We start from the raw sequence: 16,670 nt of genomic DNA, 5'->3' as shown, positions 1-16,670 counted from the left end.
TAATTAAAAAATTCCGACAGGAATTCGAGACAGCAAGGAAAACACGCCAAACGCTACGAGTAAGGCACCACTAACAGGTGTAATCCAACTCGACCACTGACGCAACTCCAATAATTTTTTAATGGAAGCAGTAAAGGTGCCTGCCAAAATTAACGGTGCGACATATCCTGCTGTGTAGGATAGGAGCAATCCACCCCCCAAAACCAAGTCTTGTGTCTTCGCCACCCAAGCCAGCAATGTTGCCAAGACGGGAGTACTACAAGGGGAAGCGACTAAACCAAAGGTTAAACCGATTAAATAAGAACGTACACCAACAGGCCAGTCTTGAGAAATCCAATCCATCCCACCCCAAGAAGGCAGTTGCAAGGGCAAGGCTTCGAGTAAGTTCAGCCCCATGATAATTGCAATCAAACTGACAATAATGGGTAATCCTACTCCGATTTGACCATAAACTCGCCCTACAGACGCCGCCAGAATGCCCAACCCCGCTAACGTCGTTGCCAATCCTAGGGCAAACCAAGTGGACTGGGTGGCAGCTTGGAGACGCCCTTTCGCTTCGTAGCCGCCAATGTAGCCAAGGGTGATGGGCAGCATGGAAAGCATACAAGGGGTGAGGCTAGTGAGCAACCCAGCGAGAAAGATAATACCAATACTGAACCCGGTAAGGTGCGCCAGTTGGGTGGAGACAAGATTGTCGGCGAATTGTTCGAGTTCGTAAAGTCGAGTCGAAAGTGTTTCTAACATGAGTCGCGCTGACTGGTGGAATGCCCGTTCTGCTTGAATTTTAGCGTAGAGCGGGGTTTGGGGCAGGCGATCGCGTTCAGCAACTTGTGGTGCACTGACTTGTCAGCCAAACCAAGAATGATGAAATAACCCGATCCGTGATGATTAAGGTAGCTTGTAACTAGCGACTCGGATAACAAGTTCACCCTTTCGCGGGTCGCGGCTAAACACAAAAGCACCTTTTTCGGTTTCACCACTGGCGAGAAAATCAATTTGCTGTTCACCCGATTCTTCCACTTCACCATCGATGCGGAGTTCAGCAATCACCTGAACAGACTCAGCGGTTTCTCCACCCGTGTTTTCGATCTCAAACGGAACATAGAATTGTCCTGGCGCTTCGCGAATCTCACTAGAAGGGGTAATGGATATTACGGGAGGTTGATTTTTCTGAGTCAGCCATTTGTAAACGACAAGTCCGACAATCACAGCCACAATCAACAGGGCAATACTAAAAGTTGTCCACTCAGCGGGTGAACGAGTTGGTTGTTGTTCCACGGGTTCGGATGAATCCATGTCTTTCATATCGCTAAGCGTCCTGCTGCACCGCCGATGGTTGCTGGTAGTCCTAGAATTAATGTCTTGCTCATCCACAGCGTCCAAGGGTCATCTAAACTCAAGCGATGGAAAAAAAACAACATAAACGCTGAGGCGAAGAGTGAAACAAGATAGGACATTACCGTTTCGCTGATCGGGCGCTGAAAGATACCTTTCTGCTGTCGGCGCTGTTTCTGCGTGGTAAATCCGGCTTGGAAGACAATCCCATAGGAAATTAGCAGTGATACAGCGATAATCGCAAGAAGGCGTGGCGGTTCGATTGCTGCATCTAACATGGGGATTTCGTCGGTGGGCGCAATATTAAAGGCAATGATCATCGCACCAATGAGAGTGCCACCGATATCCGCCAGGGTGGCGTTAAAGTTTGATTTCTTGCCTTGATGGTTGCGATTGCCTTGCTGGTCAGAATCCTGATTATTTGAAGAAGACCAGCGATCGCCACTTAAAAAAGCACCCGCCAAAGCCGCCCCTAGGGAAAAAGGAACGCTTTCCAAGATTAACTTACCCAGTGCTTCATTCAGCGGTGTTTCTTGGGTAATTTCGCCTACCACAAAAAGGATACAGGTAGCGCTGACAATTCCAATTGCTAAAGCTTCAACACTATCCATTACTGTATCCAAAAACCGCTTACTTTGGATTTGACGAAATCCTTCTGTGTGGTTGAGCAGCAAAACAACGATGAAGGTAATCGCCAAAATAACTAACATTAAATGTGGAGGAGTTTCAGAGCCAATCCACCAAACTTCCATCGTATAAAGCAGGGGAATTCCAAACAAAAAGCCACCTGAAGCACCCCGAATCATATCATTGAGTTGATATGACCACGAGTGAGAAGATTGACGTTTTTTTCGCGTGCGTTTTGCCATGCGTCTGAAAATTCTGATGCTGCCGTACCTTGGGTACAGCGTAAAAATCTCTAAGCCAAACAGTTTTTAGGCAGGAACGGCTTACAATCCTGTATCCTGGATTAGATTATCTTACGATGTTAGCAAAGCCTGGTGAGCGCTTACTTCCTTCTCCTGACAGAGTTCCAGTTCTTCCCCTGCATCAGTAAAATAGATGATTAATGTTCCAATCGATTCAAATCATCCTATTTTCTATTTAAGTCATTAAAATCTTTCATTCACTTAAAATTAGAACTTTGGGCTTGAATTGGCTTGTTTTTCGCTGGAGTTCATCAGGACAAAATCAACTCGGATTCTGAGTGAGAATCCGAGTTAATACAGTTGCAAAAAAATGTATAACTGTGAGACAGTACTCAGCAATTTACTAGCTGAATTAATGCCACAAAAGAGTTGCTTCTTGGCACTCTTCTTCAAAATCATCTTCGACATCATCCTCAAAGACTACACCAAAGAATTGGCAGGATGTACAAGTATCAAATCGATTAAATTTCTGCATATTGGGATGATCAACATTGTATTGCACCCTCCACACCGGTTGATTCAATTCGGCTTCCAGTTCCCTGTCACGAATTGGATTCCCTACAATCCAATCAACTTTAGCTATGTTAGATAGGGGGATTTGGTAGCAGTAGAAAACTCCCTGTGTCATACTTAACCGTCCTGTAAAGATAGATACTTAGATCCCTGAATTTGGCGGAAACAAAAGAATTAACCCTCGTTCGGCTCACTAAAAACGGAGATAGAGAGGGAAGATCATTCAAGTTTATCAATAAATAATAGGATTTGATCAGATAGCGTGTATAGCCTAGTTGCAGAAAATAGTCTTAATCCTTCACTCTTGCCCAACCTGTCAGGGCAACCAATAGACAAATTATTTCTTAGGATAGAGGTTTATATAAGAAAATCTGTAATCCAGGAAACATTTGAGCTGTATCGCTGGAAACCCTAAGCGGTCCCACGGGGGGCGCGGGGAAAAGTTCACTGGGATAGTTCAGCGTTGCGCTGATTTATACCGTAGTTCCCCCCTGGGGGCAATGGTGTTCACGCAAAGGGTGTAATCCTCTAAACGGATTCGACAGGGAGTCCTTAAAAGACTTCTGATTGCTTAAATTGTCCTAAATTTTGAGCCTTTGCCGATTCACCACAAGTGCGAGGAGTCGGAAAAATTTTACCGGGATTGGCTAAACCTTTTGGATTAAAGACTTGCCGCACCCATTGCATGGTTTCTAAATCGGTCTCACTAAACATATCGGGCATAAAGCACTTCTTATCCGCACCAATTCCATGTTCCCCAGAAATACTACCGCCCACTTTTACACAGAGTTTAAGAATTTCCCCCCCTAATTCTTCCACTTTATGCAGCGCACCTGGAATCGAATTATCGTAAAGAATCAAGGGATGAAGGTTACCATCACCGGCATGAAATACATTAGCGATCGCGTACCCGTATTTTTCACTCAATGCTTCAATTTCTTTCAGCACACCTACCAATTGAGTACGGGGAATCACCCCATCTTGAACAAAATAATCTGGACTCATGTGACCTGCTGCGGCAAAAGCGGCTTTGCGACCTTTCCATAATTTCAAGCGGGTTTCGGGGTCACTTGCCGTGGTGATATTTCGTGCCCCATTCTTCTTACAAAGTTCGGCAACACGTTGTTTACTGGTTGCCACTTCTACCTCCAAACCATCCAATTCCACCAACAAAATAGAACCCGCATCCCTGGGATAACATCCCGTTGCCACCACATCTTCCACGGCATTAATACTGAGATTATCCATAATCTCCATGCCACCTGGAATAATCCCGGAACTGATAATATCGGCAACAGCCGCACCCGATTCTTCAACCGTGGCAAAATCTGCAAGGAGGACACAAATGGATTCAGGTGTTTTCAGGATGCGTAGCGTAATTTCTGTGGCGATACCTAAAGTCCCTTCGGAACCAACAAATAGACCCGTGAGGTCGTAACCGGGAAATTCTGGCACCGAACCCCCGACATCCACAATTGAACCATCCGGAAGAACTAATTTTAATCCCAAAACATGATTAGTTGTAACACCATATTTGAGGCAATGAACACCGCCGGAATTTTCAGCAACATTGCCACCAATTGAACAGATAATTTGGCTAGAGGGGTCAGGTGCGTAGTAAAAACCTGCCCCACTAACGGCTTGGGTTACCCAGTTGTTGATCACCCCTGGCTGCACAACGATACGCTGATTTTCTAGGTCAACGTCGAGAATGCGCTTCATCAACGCGGTGACAATTAACACACAATCCTCTACAGGTAAGGCACCCCCCGATAAACCTGTGCCAGCACCCCGCGCCACCCAAGGGATTTGGTTTTGGTCGCAGATTTTTACTGCCTCTGCCACTTGTTCGGTGGTTCGCGGCAACACTACCAATGCCGGTCGTTGGCGATAACTGGCTAAACCATCACATTCGTAGGTGAGTAATTCTTCTTTGCGGCGAACCACGCCGTCTTTACCCACAACTGCCTCAAATTGCTTGATGATGGGTTTCCAGTTGCGTTGGGTTTCTTGGGCAATCATAGGTGATGCGATCAAATGGTAGTTGCCATATTTATGATTGCACGATCGCAAAGCGACGCCCAACAAGTTGGCGACATCAATTAGACCTCATCTGAAAAGAGGGGACAGGAGTCTCCGAGTCAGGGCAGATAAATTTTCATCCTTCATTGTGGGCAAAAAGCTCACAGGTGCCTAGTGCAGCGCCGCAGAAATAACCCACCAGTCCAAAAAGGTGTAAAAAGCTTAGTGTACAAGCGTCCTTACCTTCTGCCTTCTGCCTTCTTTCTACTCCTACGGAGAACGCTACGCGAACTGCCTTCTTGCACTAGGCTACACATAAGTCTTGCCGTTGCTATTCACCGAATAATGGGTTGGCGCTGGTTCCTCTCTCTCGTCACTCTCATCCAAGTCATGCTTGGATTGGATACTGCATCGTTCTGCACTGTAAACAAAAACGCCTCCCGTCTCGATTTTATAAACCCAAGCGTGGAGGTCTAGTTCACGACTGTAAAGTTTGGAGTGGACGGCGGGGTATGTCCGCAGGTTTTCCAGTTGAGTCAGCACGTTCTCCTCAATAGCCGCGTTTAGCAGTGCTTCCCCCTCGTAGTCCTTGTAGTGTTCCTTAATAATCCGGCGCGTCGCCTCTGCATACTTTAACCAGTCATAAACTAAGGGCATTTGTTCTGTTAGGTTGCCCAGTTGCAGCAATCCTTTAATCGCCCCACAGTGGGAGTGTCCGCAGACAATAATATGTTTGACACCTAAAGCCTCGATCGCATACTCAATCGCAGCCCCTTCACCACTTTTTAATGCGCCATAAGGTGGAATAATATTGCCAACATTGCGAATAATAAACAGTTCACCCGGTTCGGTTTGAGTAATCAGATTCGGGTCAACTCGCGAATCTGAGCAAGTGATGAAGAGCATTCTGGGGTGCTGTCCCTGAGACAGTTGCTCAAACATCTCACGGTGTGTACTGAAGTAGTGAGTTTGAAATTGATGTACACCTTTAAGTAACTTCCGCATCGATCCTATTTTCCCAGCTCACAAAAAAATCACATTATAACTTTACTGATTAGGGCGACTAACAAACTGTATATTTTGTATCATTAATTACAAAATACTGTGCCTCATAGACTGTATGGAGTCCTCAAAGATTTTCTGGTAATGTCTGAGGGTAAGTCTATATCAATTCCTCAGGATGTACTCAGTACAAAGGTTAAGGTGAGATGAGTAAGGTGCTAAGTCAAACCGCAACGTTTCAAATTCGGGCTGTTACATCTCCAGCAGACAGTGAATTGTTTCTGGATGTCCCTGCACATGTCTATGCTAATGACCCAAATTGGATAGCCCCCTTGCGTAGCGATATTGCTAAACAGTTTGCACCCACAAATCCTTTTTTTGAGTATGGAAAATTACAGGCATTTATTGCCCTAGAAGAAGGCGAAAAGAAAACCCAGGCCGTTGGACGCATCGTGGCGGCTGTGAATCAACGGTTGATTGAACGAGAAGGGCAAAATGTTGGTTTATTCGGTTTTTTTGAATGTGTTCCAGATTTGGCGATCGCCAAATCTCTCCTAGAAGCGGCTTGCCAGTGGTTGCAAGAGCAAGGAATGACTCTGGCACGAGGACCAATCGACTTATCAACTCATAACAATTGTTTATGCTTAGTCGATGGGTTTGACTCACCCCCCATGGTAATGATGCCCTACAATCCACCCTACTATCCAGAATTTCTAGAACGAGATGGGTGGCAGAAAGCTAAAGATGCCTATGCTTATGATTTTCCTCTTGACCAACCCTTGTCTGATAAGTTTGAGAAAGCTTATCGAATTGCTTGTAAATCGGGCATCACGTTCCGTCCTCTGAGAACCAAAGGGGAAGGATTTGAACAAGATTGTATTAGTATTTATAACTTGTTTAATCGTGCATTTGCGAATAACTGGAGTTCTGCGCCTCGCAGTCAGGAAGAATTTTTGGAAGAAGCCAAATCATTACAAAGTTTGGTTGATCCAGATGTTTTTCCGGTTGCTGAAGACAACGGTGAAATGATTGGTTTCTGGATGGGATTACCTGACTACAATATTCCCTTAAAGCACGTCAACGGCAAACTCAACTGGCTGGGAATTCTCAAGTTTTTGTGGTATCGTCGCCAGATTGACCAAGGACGGGTGATTGCCATTTGCTCCTTGCCAGAGTATCGTCGAAAAATGGTACCTCTTGCTTTAATTTATTTGGGAATGCAGGGAGGAATTCAAAAGGGTAAGCCGTACAAACGGGCAGAACTGGGTTGGGTTTGGGAAGATAATTTTCCATCACGTAAAGTGATTGAGGCCGCAGGCGGTAAGATTTATAAAACTTACCGAATTTATGAAAAAACGATTTGAAATTCGACGACAGGAATTCTCATAGCCAGTGCTTGGGATAAGTTCTCTCTTCTGCTAAATTATTAAAAACTACAGCGCAAAGAACCAGAATCATAGAACCTTCCAGGGTAGGAGTTAGTAGAAACTGCCAAGGTGCTTTTGTCATCATCACGACTAAAGCAACAGCTCCCGAAGGAGGATGTAATGTTCGCGTTAGTTGCATTAACCCAATAGCTGTAGCCACAGCTAATCCCATCGTCCAAGGTTCTGTACCGAACAGATGCAGAATTGTGAGGCTAACTAAAGCCGCGACAAGATTACCACCGATCACATTTCGGGGTTGAGCCAAAGGACTGTCAGGTACGCCAAAGATTAATACGCTAGTGGCACCAAAGGGAGCCATAAGCAGGGGAGTATTGGTTTTCGTGCTTAGGTAAGCCGTTGCTGCTATTGCTAGGAAACTACCGAACCAACTCCAAAAGATATATCTGTGATGAGGTCTATTTATAGGACATGTTAAAGGGCATGAACTCCAAGTCCCACGTATCTTGAACCAGTAATTTTTCCATCTTAACTGAAGGCTTTCGTAATTCAATCGAGGTAGATAGCTGGAATTAATTCGCTTTTTCGGTAAATAGCCTTTCATAAATCTCCGCAACAACCACAACAAACAGATATTCGGTTTGGGTAAATAGATGATTCAAATTCAAAAAATTATCGGCTTGCGAGAAATGTCATAGATTCATGACATATAGTTTTAAACATATCCTTTTAACATTGTGAATAAAAGTTAAATTAAATATAAATAACTAATCTCTTTAATAAGAGAAATTAATATAAAAGAGGGTGCGTTACATGGCGTTAACGCACCCTACCCATTACCCATTTAAGATTGACTGGATCAATCAGCTCAAACGTCAGCTTTCTATCGAAAATTCCTCTGGATCGGTTCCCCAATTCATCCAACGAATCGCCTCACGCGCTGATCGCATTGTCGGTGGCACTCGTATCGCGTGAATATACCCAGTGCTAGGACAGGTCATTTTTAATAAATAGATCGGCTCGACATCGACTTCACTATCGATTTTTAAGAGAGTATATTCTCGCCAAGAATCGAGTTCAGTCGCTTGCAATTCCTGGCAAATTCGCGAGTAGCCAATTCCCTGAATCAGTACCCGACGCAGTTCAGCATTGTGTTCTTCTAACAGCCATCGCGCTTGCCAGTGGTGTGGGTGAACCCAATATTGTTCCGGCAAACTCACGCCCCGATAATAGTACAACCGATAGCCATCGGCAAACTCAATCGCAGGTTCACCTTCGCCATGGAGACGATGTTCGTTGTCAAAGGTCAGTTTAGTGGGGCGATCGCAAATGATGCAAGTGTTTTCAAACGGGAAAATACAGCCACATTCCGACAGGAGAGACTGATAAGCCTGCCATTGCGGCAAATCACAATCGCAATTTAAGACAGAAATACAAAAATCAAGCAGAGCAATCGAAGAAGCCTCTAAACCGGGGAGTAACAGACCATAATACGCAAATCCCACTACATCGATCATTTGAACGAAAGGATTCTGTTGTAACTGCTGTTGCCCCCATTCGACAAACGGTTGGTGAGCTAGATTTTGCCATAAAGGTTCGGCAATATTTTGCCACAGGGAATCCCCCATTTGTACCAAAAATTGCCCGCCCGGTGCTTGGAGGAGTTGCTTTCGGAGTTCCTCCTGCTGTTGCTCCCACTGTTGTTTGATCCATTGCTGTCGCAACTGCCCAAATAGTTCCAACTGTTGCTTCGAGAACTGCGCCTGAGATTGCCACATCAGCATCGTTCGCAATTGAAACAAACTCTGCAACGGTTGGCTAGACATGTGGATTTGCAACTGAGGCCACAGTGCTTCTTCCAATTGCTTCCCGATCTGTTCTTGGAGTTGGCTGACAAATGGCATCAGCAGAGGGACACCCAATTGTTGCGCCGTCTGTTGGGGTGAGTGTTGCTCAAAAACAGCCAATCTAGCGGCATTAGGACTACTGAAAAAGCAAATAACAGGTTCTGGTTTGCCCATCACCGCATAGGCAGCTTTGACAGCCGCTTCCGCTTTTTGGCGATCAATCGGCTGTGTTGAACAGAATACCCTTGTCCATTTTTCTATGATGGAGGGAATGAGATCTTCTTGTTCGGGCGTTAGCTGGGCAATTTTAGTCGGCGACATATCTCCATCCCTCAGGCTCATATTCACGCTGAATCCGCACCATCCAGCTACCTTGAGGAATTTGAATCGCTTTGTGTTCTTCGTGAGTTAATGTCGCTGTTTCTGAAAGGACTCGGAGATAGAGGGTGCCATCTTTTTCATATAACTCCGCTTTTCCCTCACTAATGCGGTGAGAGTGCCCCGTGACTTCGCCTTCAGCCAGAGTGAGATGAGGTAGCCTTTTTCCTACGTTCTCTGGAGCGGTTGTGCTATCGGTTTGCTGGATAGAAAGTAAAATTACGTCGCCTTGTCGAATCGGTTGCATCGTTTTTCCTCCAGGTTTTATTCTGTTTTAACACCTTGAAGGGCTGGCATTAACGCCTAGATTCCTTTGGTTAGGAATTCTTCATTAATAAGGCTTTTCCAGACGCATCTTAATCTATTCTTACTCTGAGTGATTTTTCTGTATGGTGAGAAAATCATACCCAACAACAAAGGGTAAAGTTTGATTTTTTACCTTACCCTTCATTTTTCATGTTTGACGAATCTTACGGCGTGAGTGCTGGGGGAATGGTCAAGTCATTCAGTATATTCTTAACTTGGCTCCTAACATTGCCGCCACCAGGAAAGTTCCCACCCGTATTGCCACCACCAGGGAAGTTCCCACCCGTATTGCCACCACCAGGGAAGTTCCCACCCGTATTGCCACCACCAGGGAAGTTCCCACCCGTATTGCCACCACCAGGGAAGTTCCCACCCGTATTGCCACCACCAGGGAAGTTACCACCCGTATTGCCACCACCAGGGAAGTTCCCACCCGTATTGCCGCCACCAGGGAAGTTCCCACCCGTATTGCCGCCACCAGGGAAGTTCCCTCCCGTATTGCCGCCACCGGGGAAGTTCCCACCCGTATTGCCACCACCGGGGAAGTTCCCACCCGTATTGCCGCCACCAGGGAAGTTCCCTCCTGAACCTGGCGAGTTAGGATTTCGGGGAGATACTTGAGAGTTTCGAGTTTCTCCCGCCTCCAAGATTGTTCTTACATCTATCCCATTTCTGCTCGTGTTTCCAGGTAGGTCAAAATTTCGTGGACTAGAAGAAGTATCGTCAGTTATGAGGCGATCGACACTGGGAAAGCCTTGTGATGGACTAACTGCAAGCTGAACAAAGCTGGGATTTTCAATGATTTGTTGACCCGTTACAGGTGACTGAGCTTGAAGTGCATCAAACGTTTCAGTTTGCACTTGCGCGATCGCTTCATCCACACTTGGGGTCGATTCTGACTTCATCAGGTTTAACCCTGAGGCTAAGTCACTGGTTTGGTAAAACGTCCTCAGATCAAATTCGTAAACCTTTTCAATTCGATCCTTAACAATCACAGCCATATTGCCAGCTTTTAATTCCTGGCGTTGAGAAGCTCCCTCATTAAAAACCTCAATGCCGCTATTGGTTAGCGCTCCTACAATCGTGGTATCGGTTTCGGGAATATACCGGACAAATAGCGCTGACCCCCGAATCCCTGCTGCCGCATTGGGTGTACGCACACGAGTTGTGCCCCGCCCTGGAGGAATTAATACCAGTGCAGTACCATTGGACAGCGCCATGGTACGGGTACCGGGAGAAAATCTGAATACAGCTTGCTCTCCCAGGCGAGCCAGAGAGCCATCATTGAAACGGAGTTGAGCTGTTGATGCCTTGGCTGTGGCTAATGCATCTCCAGGGATGATAGCGTCCGATGGGCGAGCCGACCGAGCTGATTGATTTTTCGGAATCAAACGCACTTGGTTTTTCAAGGATTCAATCACTGCCCTAGTTAAAGCCGTTTGAGCTAGCACTTCCTGGGGCAGAAGTAGCGAACCAGAACTCCAGAGGGTGACGGCAAATAAAAGAGCGATTTTGCGAAACATTGGAGAGTACCAAGTGTAAAAGAAACGTCAAATTTTTGGCTCAGCAGACCCACCAATTGACATAAAAGCCATTGCTTAAGTTATCTTGCTCGGAACTGGATTGGAGACAAAAAACAGTCTTAACTATGAACAATAAAGCTTAAAAGAGAGATTGGGTGAAATCTCTTGACAATTTCACTCAATTTTCATAGTTTATCGTCTTCATCTTCATACTTACTCTGTCTTTCGTCTTCCTTTGACAGCTTCTCGGTAAACAAAATAGAAGTTTAGGCGTCTATGTTTTAAATGACTATAGATTTATAGATTTAGTTCCCTGACTTAACCCGGTTTTAGTGGGAAGTCTTAGTTATCTACCGAAATACGTACTCAAAACATAGAATTGATTTGATTATGAGCCGCCAAGTTTCTCGTCAACATCGGGCTGGAAAACTGCAACCTCAGCATGATGGATTTTTTCCACCCAAGAGCCAAAAAACCCGCTTAGAAATTCTGGGAAGTCTGGTTTTTTGGGTTGGTCTTACCTTGACAAAGCCCGCTTGGTCTATCTCCCCTGTAGGAACTGCGGCTCTTTCAGTATCGAACACGAACCCAAAAGAACCGATAGGGTTCACAGCCCCCTCTCAAGATGCTGATGCTATCCCAGCTCATCCAGAAGTACTGCCACCCGATGTGACAGAAGACACGCTCAAGGAATGGGCACAACCCCTGCTAGGGAAGCGGGGGAGCGGGGGAGCGGGGGAGCTGAGGAGCGGGGGAGCGGGGGAGCGGGGGAGCGGGGGAGCTGAGGAGCTGAGGAGCGAGGAACGAGAGAAAAAGTCTGCTACCTTTGACAGCAATTTGGTATCAGCTTCTCCTCAAGTCTCTACCAGTGAGCCAGAGGGAGAGAAGTCGTCAACTCAAGCTCAAGATGGGGAACAAGCTTTGACTCCCGGACTCAGTCCCGTTGACTCATCACCTTCTCTTCCCGTCACTCCCTCTTGTTCACTCACGCAAGAGCTGAAACTGACTCCAGAACAAAAGCTGCTGTGCAATTCTACGCCAAGCTTAGTGGCAGATGCTGAAAATGCTCCTAATGTTGAAGTTGAAGTCCAACCGTCTCCCAACGAAAATAGTTCGGAGTCACAACAACCTGGGAGTAGTGAAGACCCAGAACTGGGAAAACTGCGCTTACGGGAGTTACCCGCACCCCCTCCTCCGTCTAAACCTGCGGTTTACCTTTTAGGGGGAGTTGGCTATTTCAGAAGTAATAATATTTTGTCTGGAATTGACCCAATTGATGATGGTGTGTTCAGAGCAGGACTAACACTTTTGGCAACTCCTTCTCTGGGGCCAGACACTACTTTGTTGGCTGCGGTGGGAGGAAATATCAATCGCTACGGCGAGTTATCGGTGTATGACTATGATGAATTGAATTTCAACTTGGGACTTCGGCAGAAGATTGGGAGTCGCTCCTATGGTGAAGTCGGTTGGAGTAATCGACAGTTATTTAGTCAGAATAGTGGCGATCGCTTCCTCAATGATCACTCCCTTTACCTAGAACTCGGACGACGAGATGTGTTAGCCAAGCAGCTCACGCTAGATACGTTTTATCAATTGCGCGTGAGTTTGGCTAACCCCAGCGATCGCTCTGGGGTGAGTAATTATGTAGGTGCATCCCTGGGGTACACCCCTATCCCCCCGCTTGAAGTGGCTCTCGACTATCAGTTCGCCTTCGCTGACTTCACCCAACAGGAACGTCAAGACCAATATCACCAACTCCTTGCCCGGATGAGTTACACCCTGACTCCCAATAGCCGAGCTTACCTGTATGCAGGCTCCAGCTTTGGTGATTCTTCTAGACCGGACATTGATTTTGATGGCTTCGTTTTTGGGGCTGGAGTCAATTTCAATTTGACTTTATTTTGAACTTAGCTGTTACCAATTTGTGACAAAATATTAATGGCTTCGCGGCAAAAGTACTTTAGCTTTGCCTGAACTTCTGGAACGGGTTCGCCCTCTCCCACAAATTGCCAATTTTGAATCGTCGAGCATCGCCAAGCTTTGCCGCGATGGTCAAATCCGGCGGCTTCAATCCCAATGGCTCGTCGGCAGCCCATGATTGGGTCTTCGTAAAGCCGAATTTGCACTAAAATACTGCGGCATTGAAACTTTCTGCTCCAACCCGGTAAGTGAAAGCCGATATCAATCGAATCGGGATCGACGAGTTCTTGGGTATCCGGGTCATTCTGCCAGGGTTTCAAGTCAGCTTTGGCATCGGGAAACTCTGACTTAAACAAATTGACGATCGCGGCGATTTTAGTCGTAAATTCTAAGCTTCTGGCTTGTTCAACGGCATTCATGCCCATTCTCCTCAAGTTAACGGCTATTCCAAGAATGCTTAATTATTAAGACAATTTAAGTCAACTAAGCTCCATTCTTGAGCAAGATTTTGGATATGTTATCATTCGTTGACAATTCAGCCTCACAGGAGTGGAGCTTGCTCTGACGACCCACTGGAGGGTAAGCTCAAACCACAATCGACGGTGCAGGAAAGCCAAGTGTCTATAAGTGAACAATCAATCGAAGTCGGTTCGCTGAAGTGGTTCTATCGGGAAGCGAACCCCATTGGCAGAAGTGAAGCCTTACCCGTGCTGCTGCTTCATGGGTTGCCCTCCCACAGTTATTGCTGGACATCGTTGATGCCCGATTTAGCCGAAAAAGGGTTGAGAGCAATCGCACCTGACTGGATTGGTTCGGGTTTATCGGCAAAACCTGACAAGCGAGACTTTGCTTATACCCCTGATGCCTTTATTAATGCCTTGAGAGAGTTTCTCAACGCGCTGGAAATTGATCGATTTCATTTGGTGGTTCAAGGATTTCTCGCCTCCGTTGGCCTTCAGTACGCCCTACGTTACCCTGAACAAATTGAACGTATCGCCATTCTCAATACACCCTTAACCTCTGATGCCAAGTTGCCCTGGACGATGCAGCAGTGGGGCTTTCCTTTTGTGGGAGATATGTTAACCCAAGACCCGTTATTAGTGGATCGAACCTTGGAGGGGGGGAGTCGTTACCGAATTTCAGACAAGGATTTAGACATTTATCGTAAACCCTTCCTCAAGAGTTCTGATCCGGGGCGCAGTCTGGTGGCGACGATTAAAAATATGCAATGGAAGTCGTCTATGGCAGAAATTGAATCTGGATTTCGCAACTGGAAACAACCCACTTTAATTGTTTGGGGCATGAAAGATCCTTGGCTGCCTGTGGAACTGGCACAGCAATTTGCGAAGGGTATTCAGAATGTGGAACTTGTTCAGCTTGAGGAAAGCGGGCATTATCCTCAAGACCATTGGTCAGAAAAAGTAAGTGAATCCCTGCTGCTTTTTTTAAGACGCCAAGCATTGTGATGTTAGGTTGGGTGCGCTACAAACAGAACTAACGCGCCCAATCATCTTTTGGCTCATCTCTAACTGGGAAATATTAAATACATTATCGAGGTTGCCATTTAGAATAAGCAACGATTTGCAGCATAAAAAATACAGCAGCCGCTACTAAATATACTTTATACACTTGCGACGAATGCCCCGTGCGCTTCAATCCCTGACTGAGTCCTAAACTTCCGCCGAAAAAACAACCTAACAATAACCAACCGATGGCTGGATTTTTAATCCCAATGATTGTAAAAATATTAGCCAGGGAATCAATTAATAATATAAAAGTTGTTCCAATGGCTGCAAAAATGTTGACTGTCCAGAAAGCAATAGTCCCAATTGACCAAATGAATAAAAGGAGTAATAGAGTTAAAAACCCACATCCATTGTCTCTATTTTTAACTTGGTTCATGATACATACTATCGATTCAGAAAAATGCTCTATAAATAATAAATTTGAATTGATTTGAACTATCGACGGCAACGCATGGTGATAATAACAAATCCCATCATGAATCCTACAATAAATGTACCCACTCCCCCCGATAGCCACTGCACAGGTTGAATAACATCCAAGAGATTTTCTGGGGGAATTCGGATAAAAGGAAATTGCATGACTTCGGGCGGATAAGACACAACCCAATCCTTGAACGTTTCTGATGAATCCCCCAAAAAAGTTCGGATTAGCCATAAAATCCCGCCCGTAGCCAGACCTGTGCCAGTTGTCCATCCGATAATTGCACGAGTTTTTGATGGTATGGATGTAACAGTACGCTGGGGGAATTTGGAAGAAGAAACTTTTTTTGGTGGTGTAAAAAAGGGTGCCAATCCAACCGAAGACTGAGCAAATTTAGAGGAGGAAACTTTTTTCGGTTGTGTAATAACGGGTGCAACGGTAACACCTGGATGGGTAGATGTAGCCGGATAAACTGGCTTTGGTGGTGGTGTACGCGGTAGCGCTGAAGGTGGCTGGATTTTAGGAATTGGGGATGCAAATATATCAAGACCTTTATCAAGTTTGCGATCGCACCAGTAGCACTTGCCATAAATCGTACTGTAGTAGTGGCTGTCTACCCTGCCACAAATTGTTAAATGTTCGACAGCGACGGAGAGTGCCTTACGCCATTCCCTAGCGGTTGGACGTAAAGAGGGATTGGTATGTCCTTCATTAAAACATCGAAGAAAACAGCGTTGAATTTCTGGATGAACAATCTCTAAGGGAATGGTAAATGGCCCTGGTTTGATTAAACTGTTGGAGGCATAAGGCCAAAACCCGCGACGGAGTAATTCAGTGGGGTCTGGTGAGTCTCCTGTTCCGATCCATTTTCCTTTAAACGGTTTATCTCCAAAGAGCAACAGATGAATGATTACGGCTAACCGAAAAGAGTCATGAATTTCGGCTTGATTCGTAGTGCGAAAATCTTTCCCTAATAATTCAACGGGTGTAAAGCCTTCTGAACCCACTAAGCAGCGATAAACTTGACTCTTGTGAGGATGATAAACCTGAAAAGAATCTGTATCGATAATAGAAGGCAAAGCTCGGTTATTCACTAAAATATTTTGCGGCTTAATATCACCTAAAACATAGCCTTCTGCATGAATGGCTTCGATAATAGAGGCAATATTCAGCGCTGTAATATGCAGGAATTTCCAATCTACTTCCAGCTTAAGTTGTTGGCGGCGTTTTGAGCTATAAACATCCAGCAGTTCCTTGGCTCCTGCGATCGCAGGCATTAAGAAACCTAAAATAGTACCATTCCGATCTTTGAGCAATTCCTCAGGCCAAGCCAAAGAAACATGATTAAGATGAGCATTTGGGTCTTTGGGTGGATGCGCCACCATCACCTTGAGTTTTTCAATTCGCTCATCTTCAAAAGAGTGGTAAAGTTTGGCTAGATAGCCACTGCGCTCGGTTTGCCAAACGGCTCCCTCACCACTGCTAGCAATCTGCTTCGTTAGGCAAATCGGATTACCCGTACTGACGCAGGTGAGGATTCTCATAATTCAATCAAACGTCAAA

The 16,670-nt window shown here is 45.6% G+C and carries 16 protein-coding genes; 3 read left to right on the top strand and 13 right to left on the bottom strand.

Annotation, left to right across the window (positions count from 1 at the left end):
- Positions 1 to 3 precede the first annotated feature (3 nt).
- From MIC7113_RS11955 to MIC7113_RS11930, 6 genes are all read right to left on the bottom strand, one after another.
- Positions 4 to 744, bottom strand: coding sequence for a cytochrome c biogenesis protein CcdA (locus tag MIC7113_RS11955; RefSeq protein WP_015182423.1), 741 nt, complete (start codon positions 742 to 744; stop codon positions 4 to 6).
- 144 nt (positions 745 to 888) lie between these two features.
- A complete protein-coding gene (locus MIC7113_RS11950) occupies positions 889 to 1,305 on the bottom strand; it encodes a TIGR02588 family protein (protein ID WP_015182422.1) in 417 nt (138 codons plus the stop codon).
- Positions 1,302 to 2,204 (bottom strand): TIGR02587 family membrane protein, encoded by a 903-nt coding sequence (locus tag MIC7113_RS11945; RefSeq protein ID WP_015182421.1) that lies wholly within the window; start codon positions 2,202 to 2,204, stop codon positions 1,302 to 1,304. Before MIC7113_RS11945 ends, MIC7113_RS11950 begins: the two co-directional genes overlap by 4 nt.
- 412 nt (positions 2,205 to 2,616) lie before the next feature.
- On the bottom strand, positions 2,617 to 2,892 hold the full coding sequence (locus MIC7113_RS11940; RefSeq protein ID WP_015182420.1) for a hypothetical protein: 276 nt from the start codon (positions 2,890 to 2,892) through the stop codon (positions 2,617 to 2,619).
- 437 nt (positions 2,893 to 3,329) lie between these two features.
- A complete protein-coding gene (gene glcD / locus MIC7113_RS11935; protein WP_015182419.1) occupies positions 3,330 to 4,799 on the bottom strand; it encodes a glycolate oxidase subunit GlcD in 1,470 nt (489 codons plus the stop codon).
- Between the two features lie 309 nt (positions 4,800 to 5,108).
- Complete coding sequence (locus tag MIC7113_RS11930; RefSeq protein WP_015182418.1) at positions 5,109 to 5,804, bottom strand: carbonic anhydrase; 696 nt, start codon at positions 5,802 to 5,804, stop codon at positions 5,109 to 5,111.
- A gap of 203 nt (positions 5,805 to 6,007) precedes the next feature.
- On the opposite strand from MIC7113_RS11930, the gene MIC7113_RS11925 reads away from it, so the two are divergent.
- Positions 6,008 to 7,165 (top strand): hypothetical protein, encoded by a 1,158-nt coding sequence (locus MIC7113_RS11925; protein ID WP_015182417.1) that lies wholly within the window; start codon positions 6,008 to 6,010, stop codon positions 7,163 to 7,165.
- Positions 7,166 to 7,184: 19 nt separating this feature from the next.
- Here the strand turns inward: MIC7113_RS11925 and MIC7113_RS38955 are convergent, their stop codons facing one another.
- The 4 genes from MIC7113_RS38955 to MIC7113_RS33280 all read right to left on the bottom strand — a co-directional run bounded on the left by MIC7113_RS38955 (position 7,185) and on the right by MIC7113_RS33280 (position 11,240).
- The gene (locus tag MIC7113_RS38955; RefSeq protein ID WP_015182416.1) at positions 7,185 to 7,790 is read right to left on the bottom strand and encodes an HPP family protein; all 606 of its coding nucleotides are present in this window, start codon (positions 7,788 to 7,790) and stop codon (positions 7,185 to 7,187) included.
- A gap of 271 nt (positions 7,791 to 8,061) precedes the next feature.
- A complete protein-coding gene (locus tag MIC7113_RS37575) occupies positions 8,062 to 9,354 on the bottom strand; it encodes a DUF6745 domain-containing protein (protein WP_015182415.1) in 1,293 nt (430 codons plus the stop codon).
- On the bottom strand, positions 9,341 to 9,658 hold the full coding sequence (locus MIC7113_RS11910) for a hypothetical protein (protein WP_015182414.1): 318 nt from the start codon (positions 9,656 to 9,658) through the stop codon (positions 9,341 to 9,343). The genes MIC7113_RS37575 and MIC7113_RS11910 overlap by 14 nt, the downstream gene beginning before the upstream one ends.
- 223 nt (positions 9,659 to 9,881) lie before the next feature.
- Entirely contained in the window at positions 9,882 to 11,240 is a 1,359-nt protein-coding gene (locus MIC7113_RS33280; RefSeq protein WP_015182413.1) for a FecR family protein, read from the bottom strand.
- Positions 11,241 to 11,630: 390 nt separating this feature from the next.
- On the opposite strand from MIC7113_RS33280, the gene MIC7113_RS33275 reads away from it, so the two are divergent.
- A complete protein-coding gene (locus tag MIC7113_RS33275; RefSeq protein WP_015182412.1) occupies positions 11,631 to 13,145 on the top strand; it encodes a hypothetical protein in 1,515 nt (504 codons plus the stop codon).
- Positions 13,146 to 13,147: 2 nt separating this feature from the next.
- On the opposite strand, the gene MIC7113_RS11895 is transcribed toward MIC7113_RS33275, so the two are convergent.
- On the bottom strand, positions 13,148 to 13,579 hold the full coding sequence (locus tag MIC7113_RS11895) for a hypothetical protein (RefSeq protein WP_015182411.1): 432 nt from the start codon (positions 13,577 to 13,579) through the stop codon (positions 13,148 to 13,150).
- Between the two features lie 198 nt (positions 13,580 to 13,777).
- On the opposite strand from MIC7113_RS11895, the gene MIC7113_RS11890 reads away from it, so the two are divergent.
- Positions 13,778 to 14,626 carry an alpha/beta fold hydrolase gene (locus MIC7113_RS11890; protein ID WP_015182410.1) on the top strand — a complete coding sequence of 283 codons (849 nt, stop codon included), beginning with the start codon at positions 13,778 to 13,780 and terminating at the stop codon, positions 14,624 to 14,626.
- Positions 14,627 to 14,708: 82 nt separating this feature from the next.
- Here the strand turns inward: MIC7113_RS11890 and MIC7113_RS11885 are convergent, their stop codons facing one another.
- A complete protein-coding gene (locus MIC7113_RS11885; protein WP_015182409.1) occupies positions 14,709 to 15,062 on the bottom strand; it encodes a hypothetical protein in 354 nt (117 codons plus the stop codon).
- A 59-nt stretch (positions 15,063 to 15,121) separates the two neighbouring features.
- Positions 15,122 to 16,651: a helix-hairpin-helix domain-containing protein gene (locus MIC7113_RS11880; protein ID WP_015182408.1), complete on the bottom strand. Its 1,530-nt coding sequence runs from the start codon at positions 16,649 to 16,651 to the stop codon at positions 15,122 to 15,124.
- Between the last annotated feature and the right edge of the window lie 19 nt (positions 16,652 to 16,670).

The sequence above is a fragment of the Allocoleopsis franciscana PCC 7113 genome (assembly GCF_000317515.1).
Taxonomy (GTDB): Bacteria; Cyanobacteriota; Cyanobacteriia; order Cyanobacteriales; family Coleofasciculaceae; genus Allocoleopsis; species Allocoleopsis franciscana.
Note: the sequence above shows the minus strand (reverse complement) of the source record. Positions and strands in the feature narration are given on the sequence as shown.

Bases quoted from the DNA above. Each gene is read 5' to 3' on its own strand.
- MIC7113_RS11945 (WP_015182421.1), bottom strand. From the start codon at position 2,204: ATGGCAAAACGCACGCGAAAAAAACGTCAATCTTCTCACTCGTGGTCA.
- MIC7113_RS37575 (WP_015182415.1), bottom strand. From the start codon at position 9,354: ATGTCGCCGACTAAAATTGCCCAGCTAACGCCCGAACAAGAAGATCTC.
- MIC7113_RS11925 (WP_015182417.1), top strand. From the start codon at position 6,008: ATGAGTAAGGTGCTAAGTCAAACCGCAACGTTTCAAATTCGGGCTGTT.
- MIC7113_RS11895 (WP_015182411.1), bottom strand. From the start codon at position 13,579: ATGAATGCCGTTGAACAAGCCAGAAGCTTAGAATTTACGACTAAAATC.
- MIC7113_RS11880 (WP_015182408.1), bottom strand. From the start codon at position 16,651: ATGAGAATCCTCACCTGCGTCAGTACGGGTAATCCGATTTGCCTAACG.
- MIC7113_RS11955 (WP_015182423.1), bottom strand. From the start codon at position 744: ATGTTAGAAACACTTTCGACTCGACTTTACGAACTCGAACAATTCGCC.
- MIC7113_RS11950 (WP_015182422.1), bottom strand. From the start codon at position 1,305: ATGAAAGACATGGATTCATCCGAACCCGTGGAACAACAACCAACTCGT.
- MIC7113_RS38955 (WP_015182416.1), bottom strand. From the start codon at position 7,790: ATGAAAGGCTATTTACCGAAAAAGCGAATTAATTCCAGCTATCTACCT.
- MIC7113_RS33275 (WP_015182412.1), top strand. From the start codon at position 11,631: ATGAGCCGCCAAGTTTCTCGTCAACATCGGGCTGGAAAACTGCAACCT.
- glcD (WP_015182419.1), bottom strand. From the start codon at position 4,799: ATGATTGCCCAAGAAACCCAACGCAACTGGAAACCCATCATCAAGCAA.
- MIC7113_RS11885 (WP_015182409.1), bottom strand. From the start codon at position 15,062: ATGAACCAAGTTAAAAATAGAGACAATGGATGTGGGTTTTTAACTCTA.
- MIC7113_RS11910 (WP_015182414.1), bottom strand. From the start codon at position 9,658: ATGCAACCGATTCGACAAGGCGACGTAATTTTACTTTCTATCCAGCAA.
- MIC7113_RS11930 (WP_015182418.1), bottom strand. From the start codon at position 5,804: ATGCGGAAGTTACTTAAAGGTGTACATCAATTTCAAACTCACTACTTC.
- MIC7113_RS11940 (WP_015182420.1), bottom strand. From the start codon at position 2,892: ATGACACAGGGAGTTTTCTACTGCTACCAAATCCCCCTATCTAACATA.
- MIC7113_RS33280 (WP_015182413.1), bottom strand. From the start codon at position 11,240: ATGTTTCGCAAAATCGCTCTTTTATTTGCCGTCACCCTCTGGAGTTCT.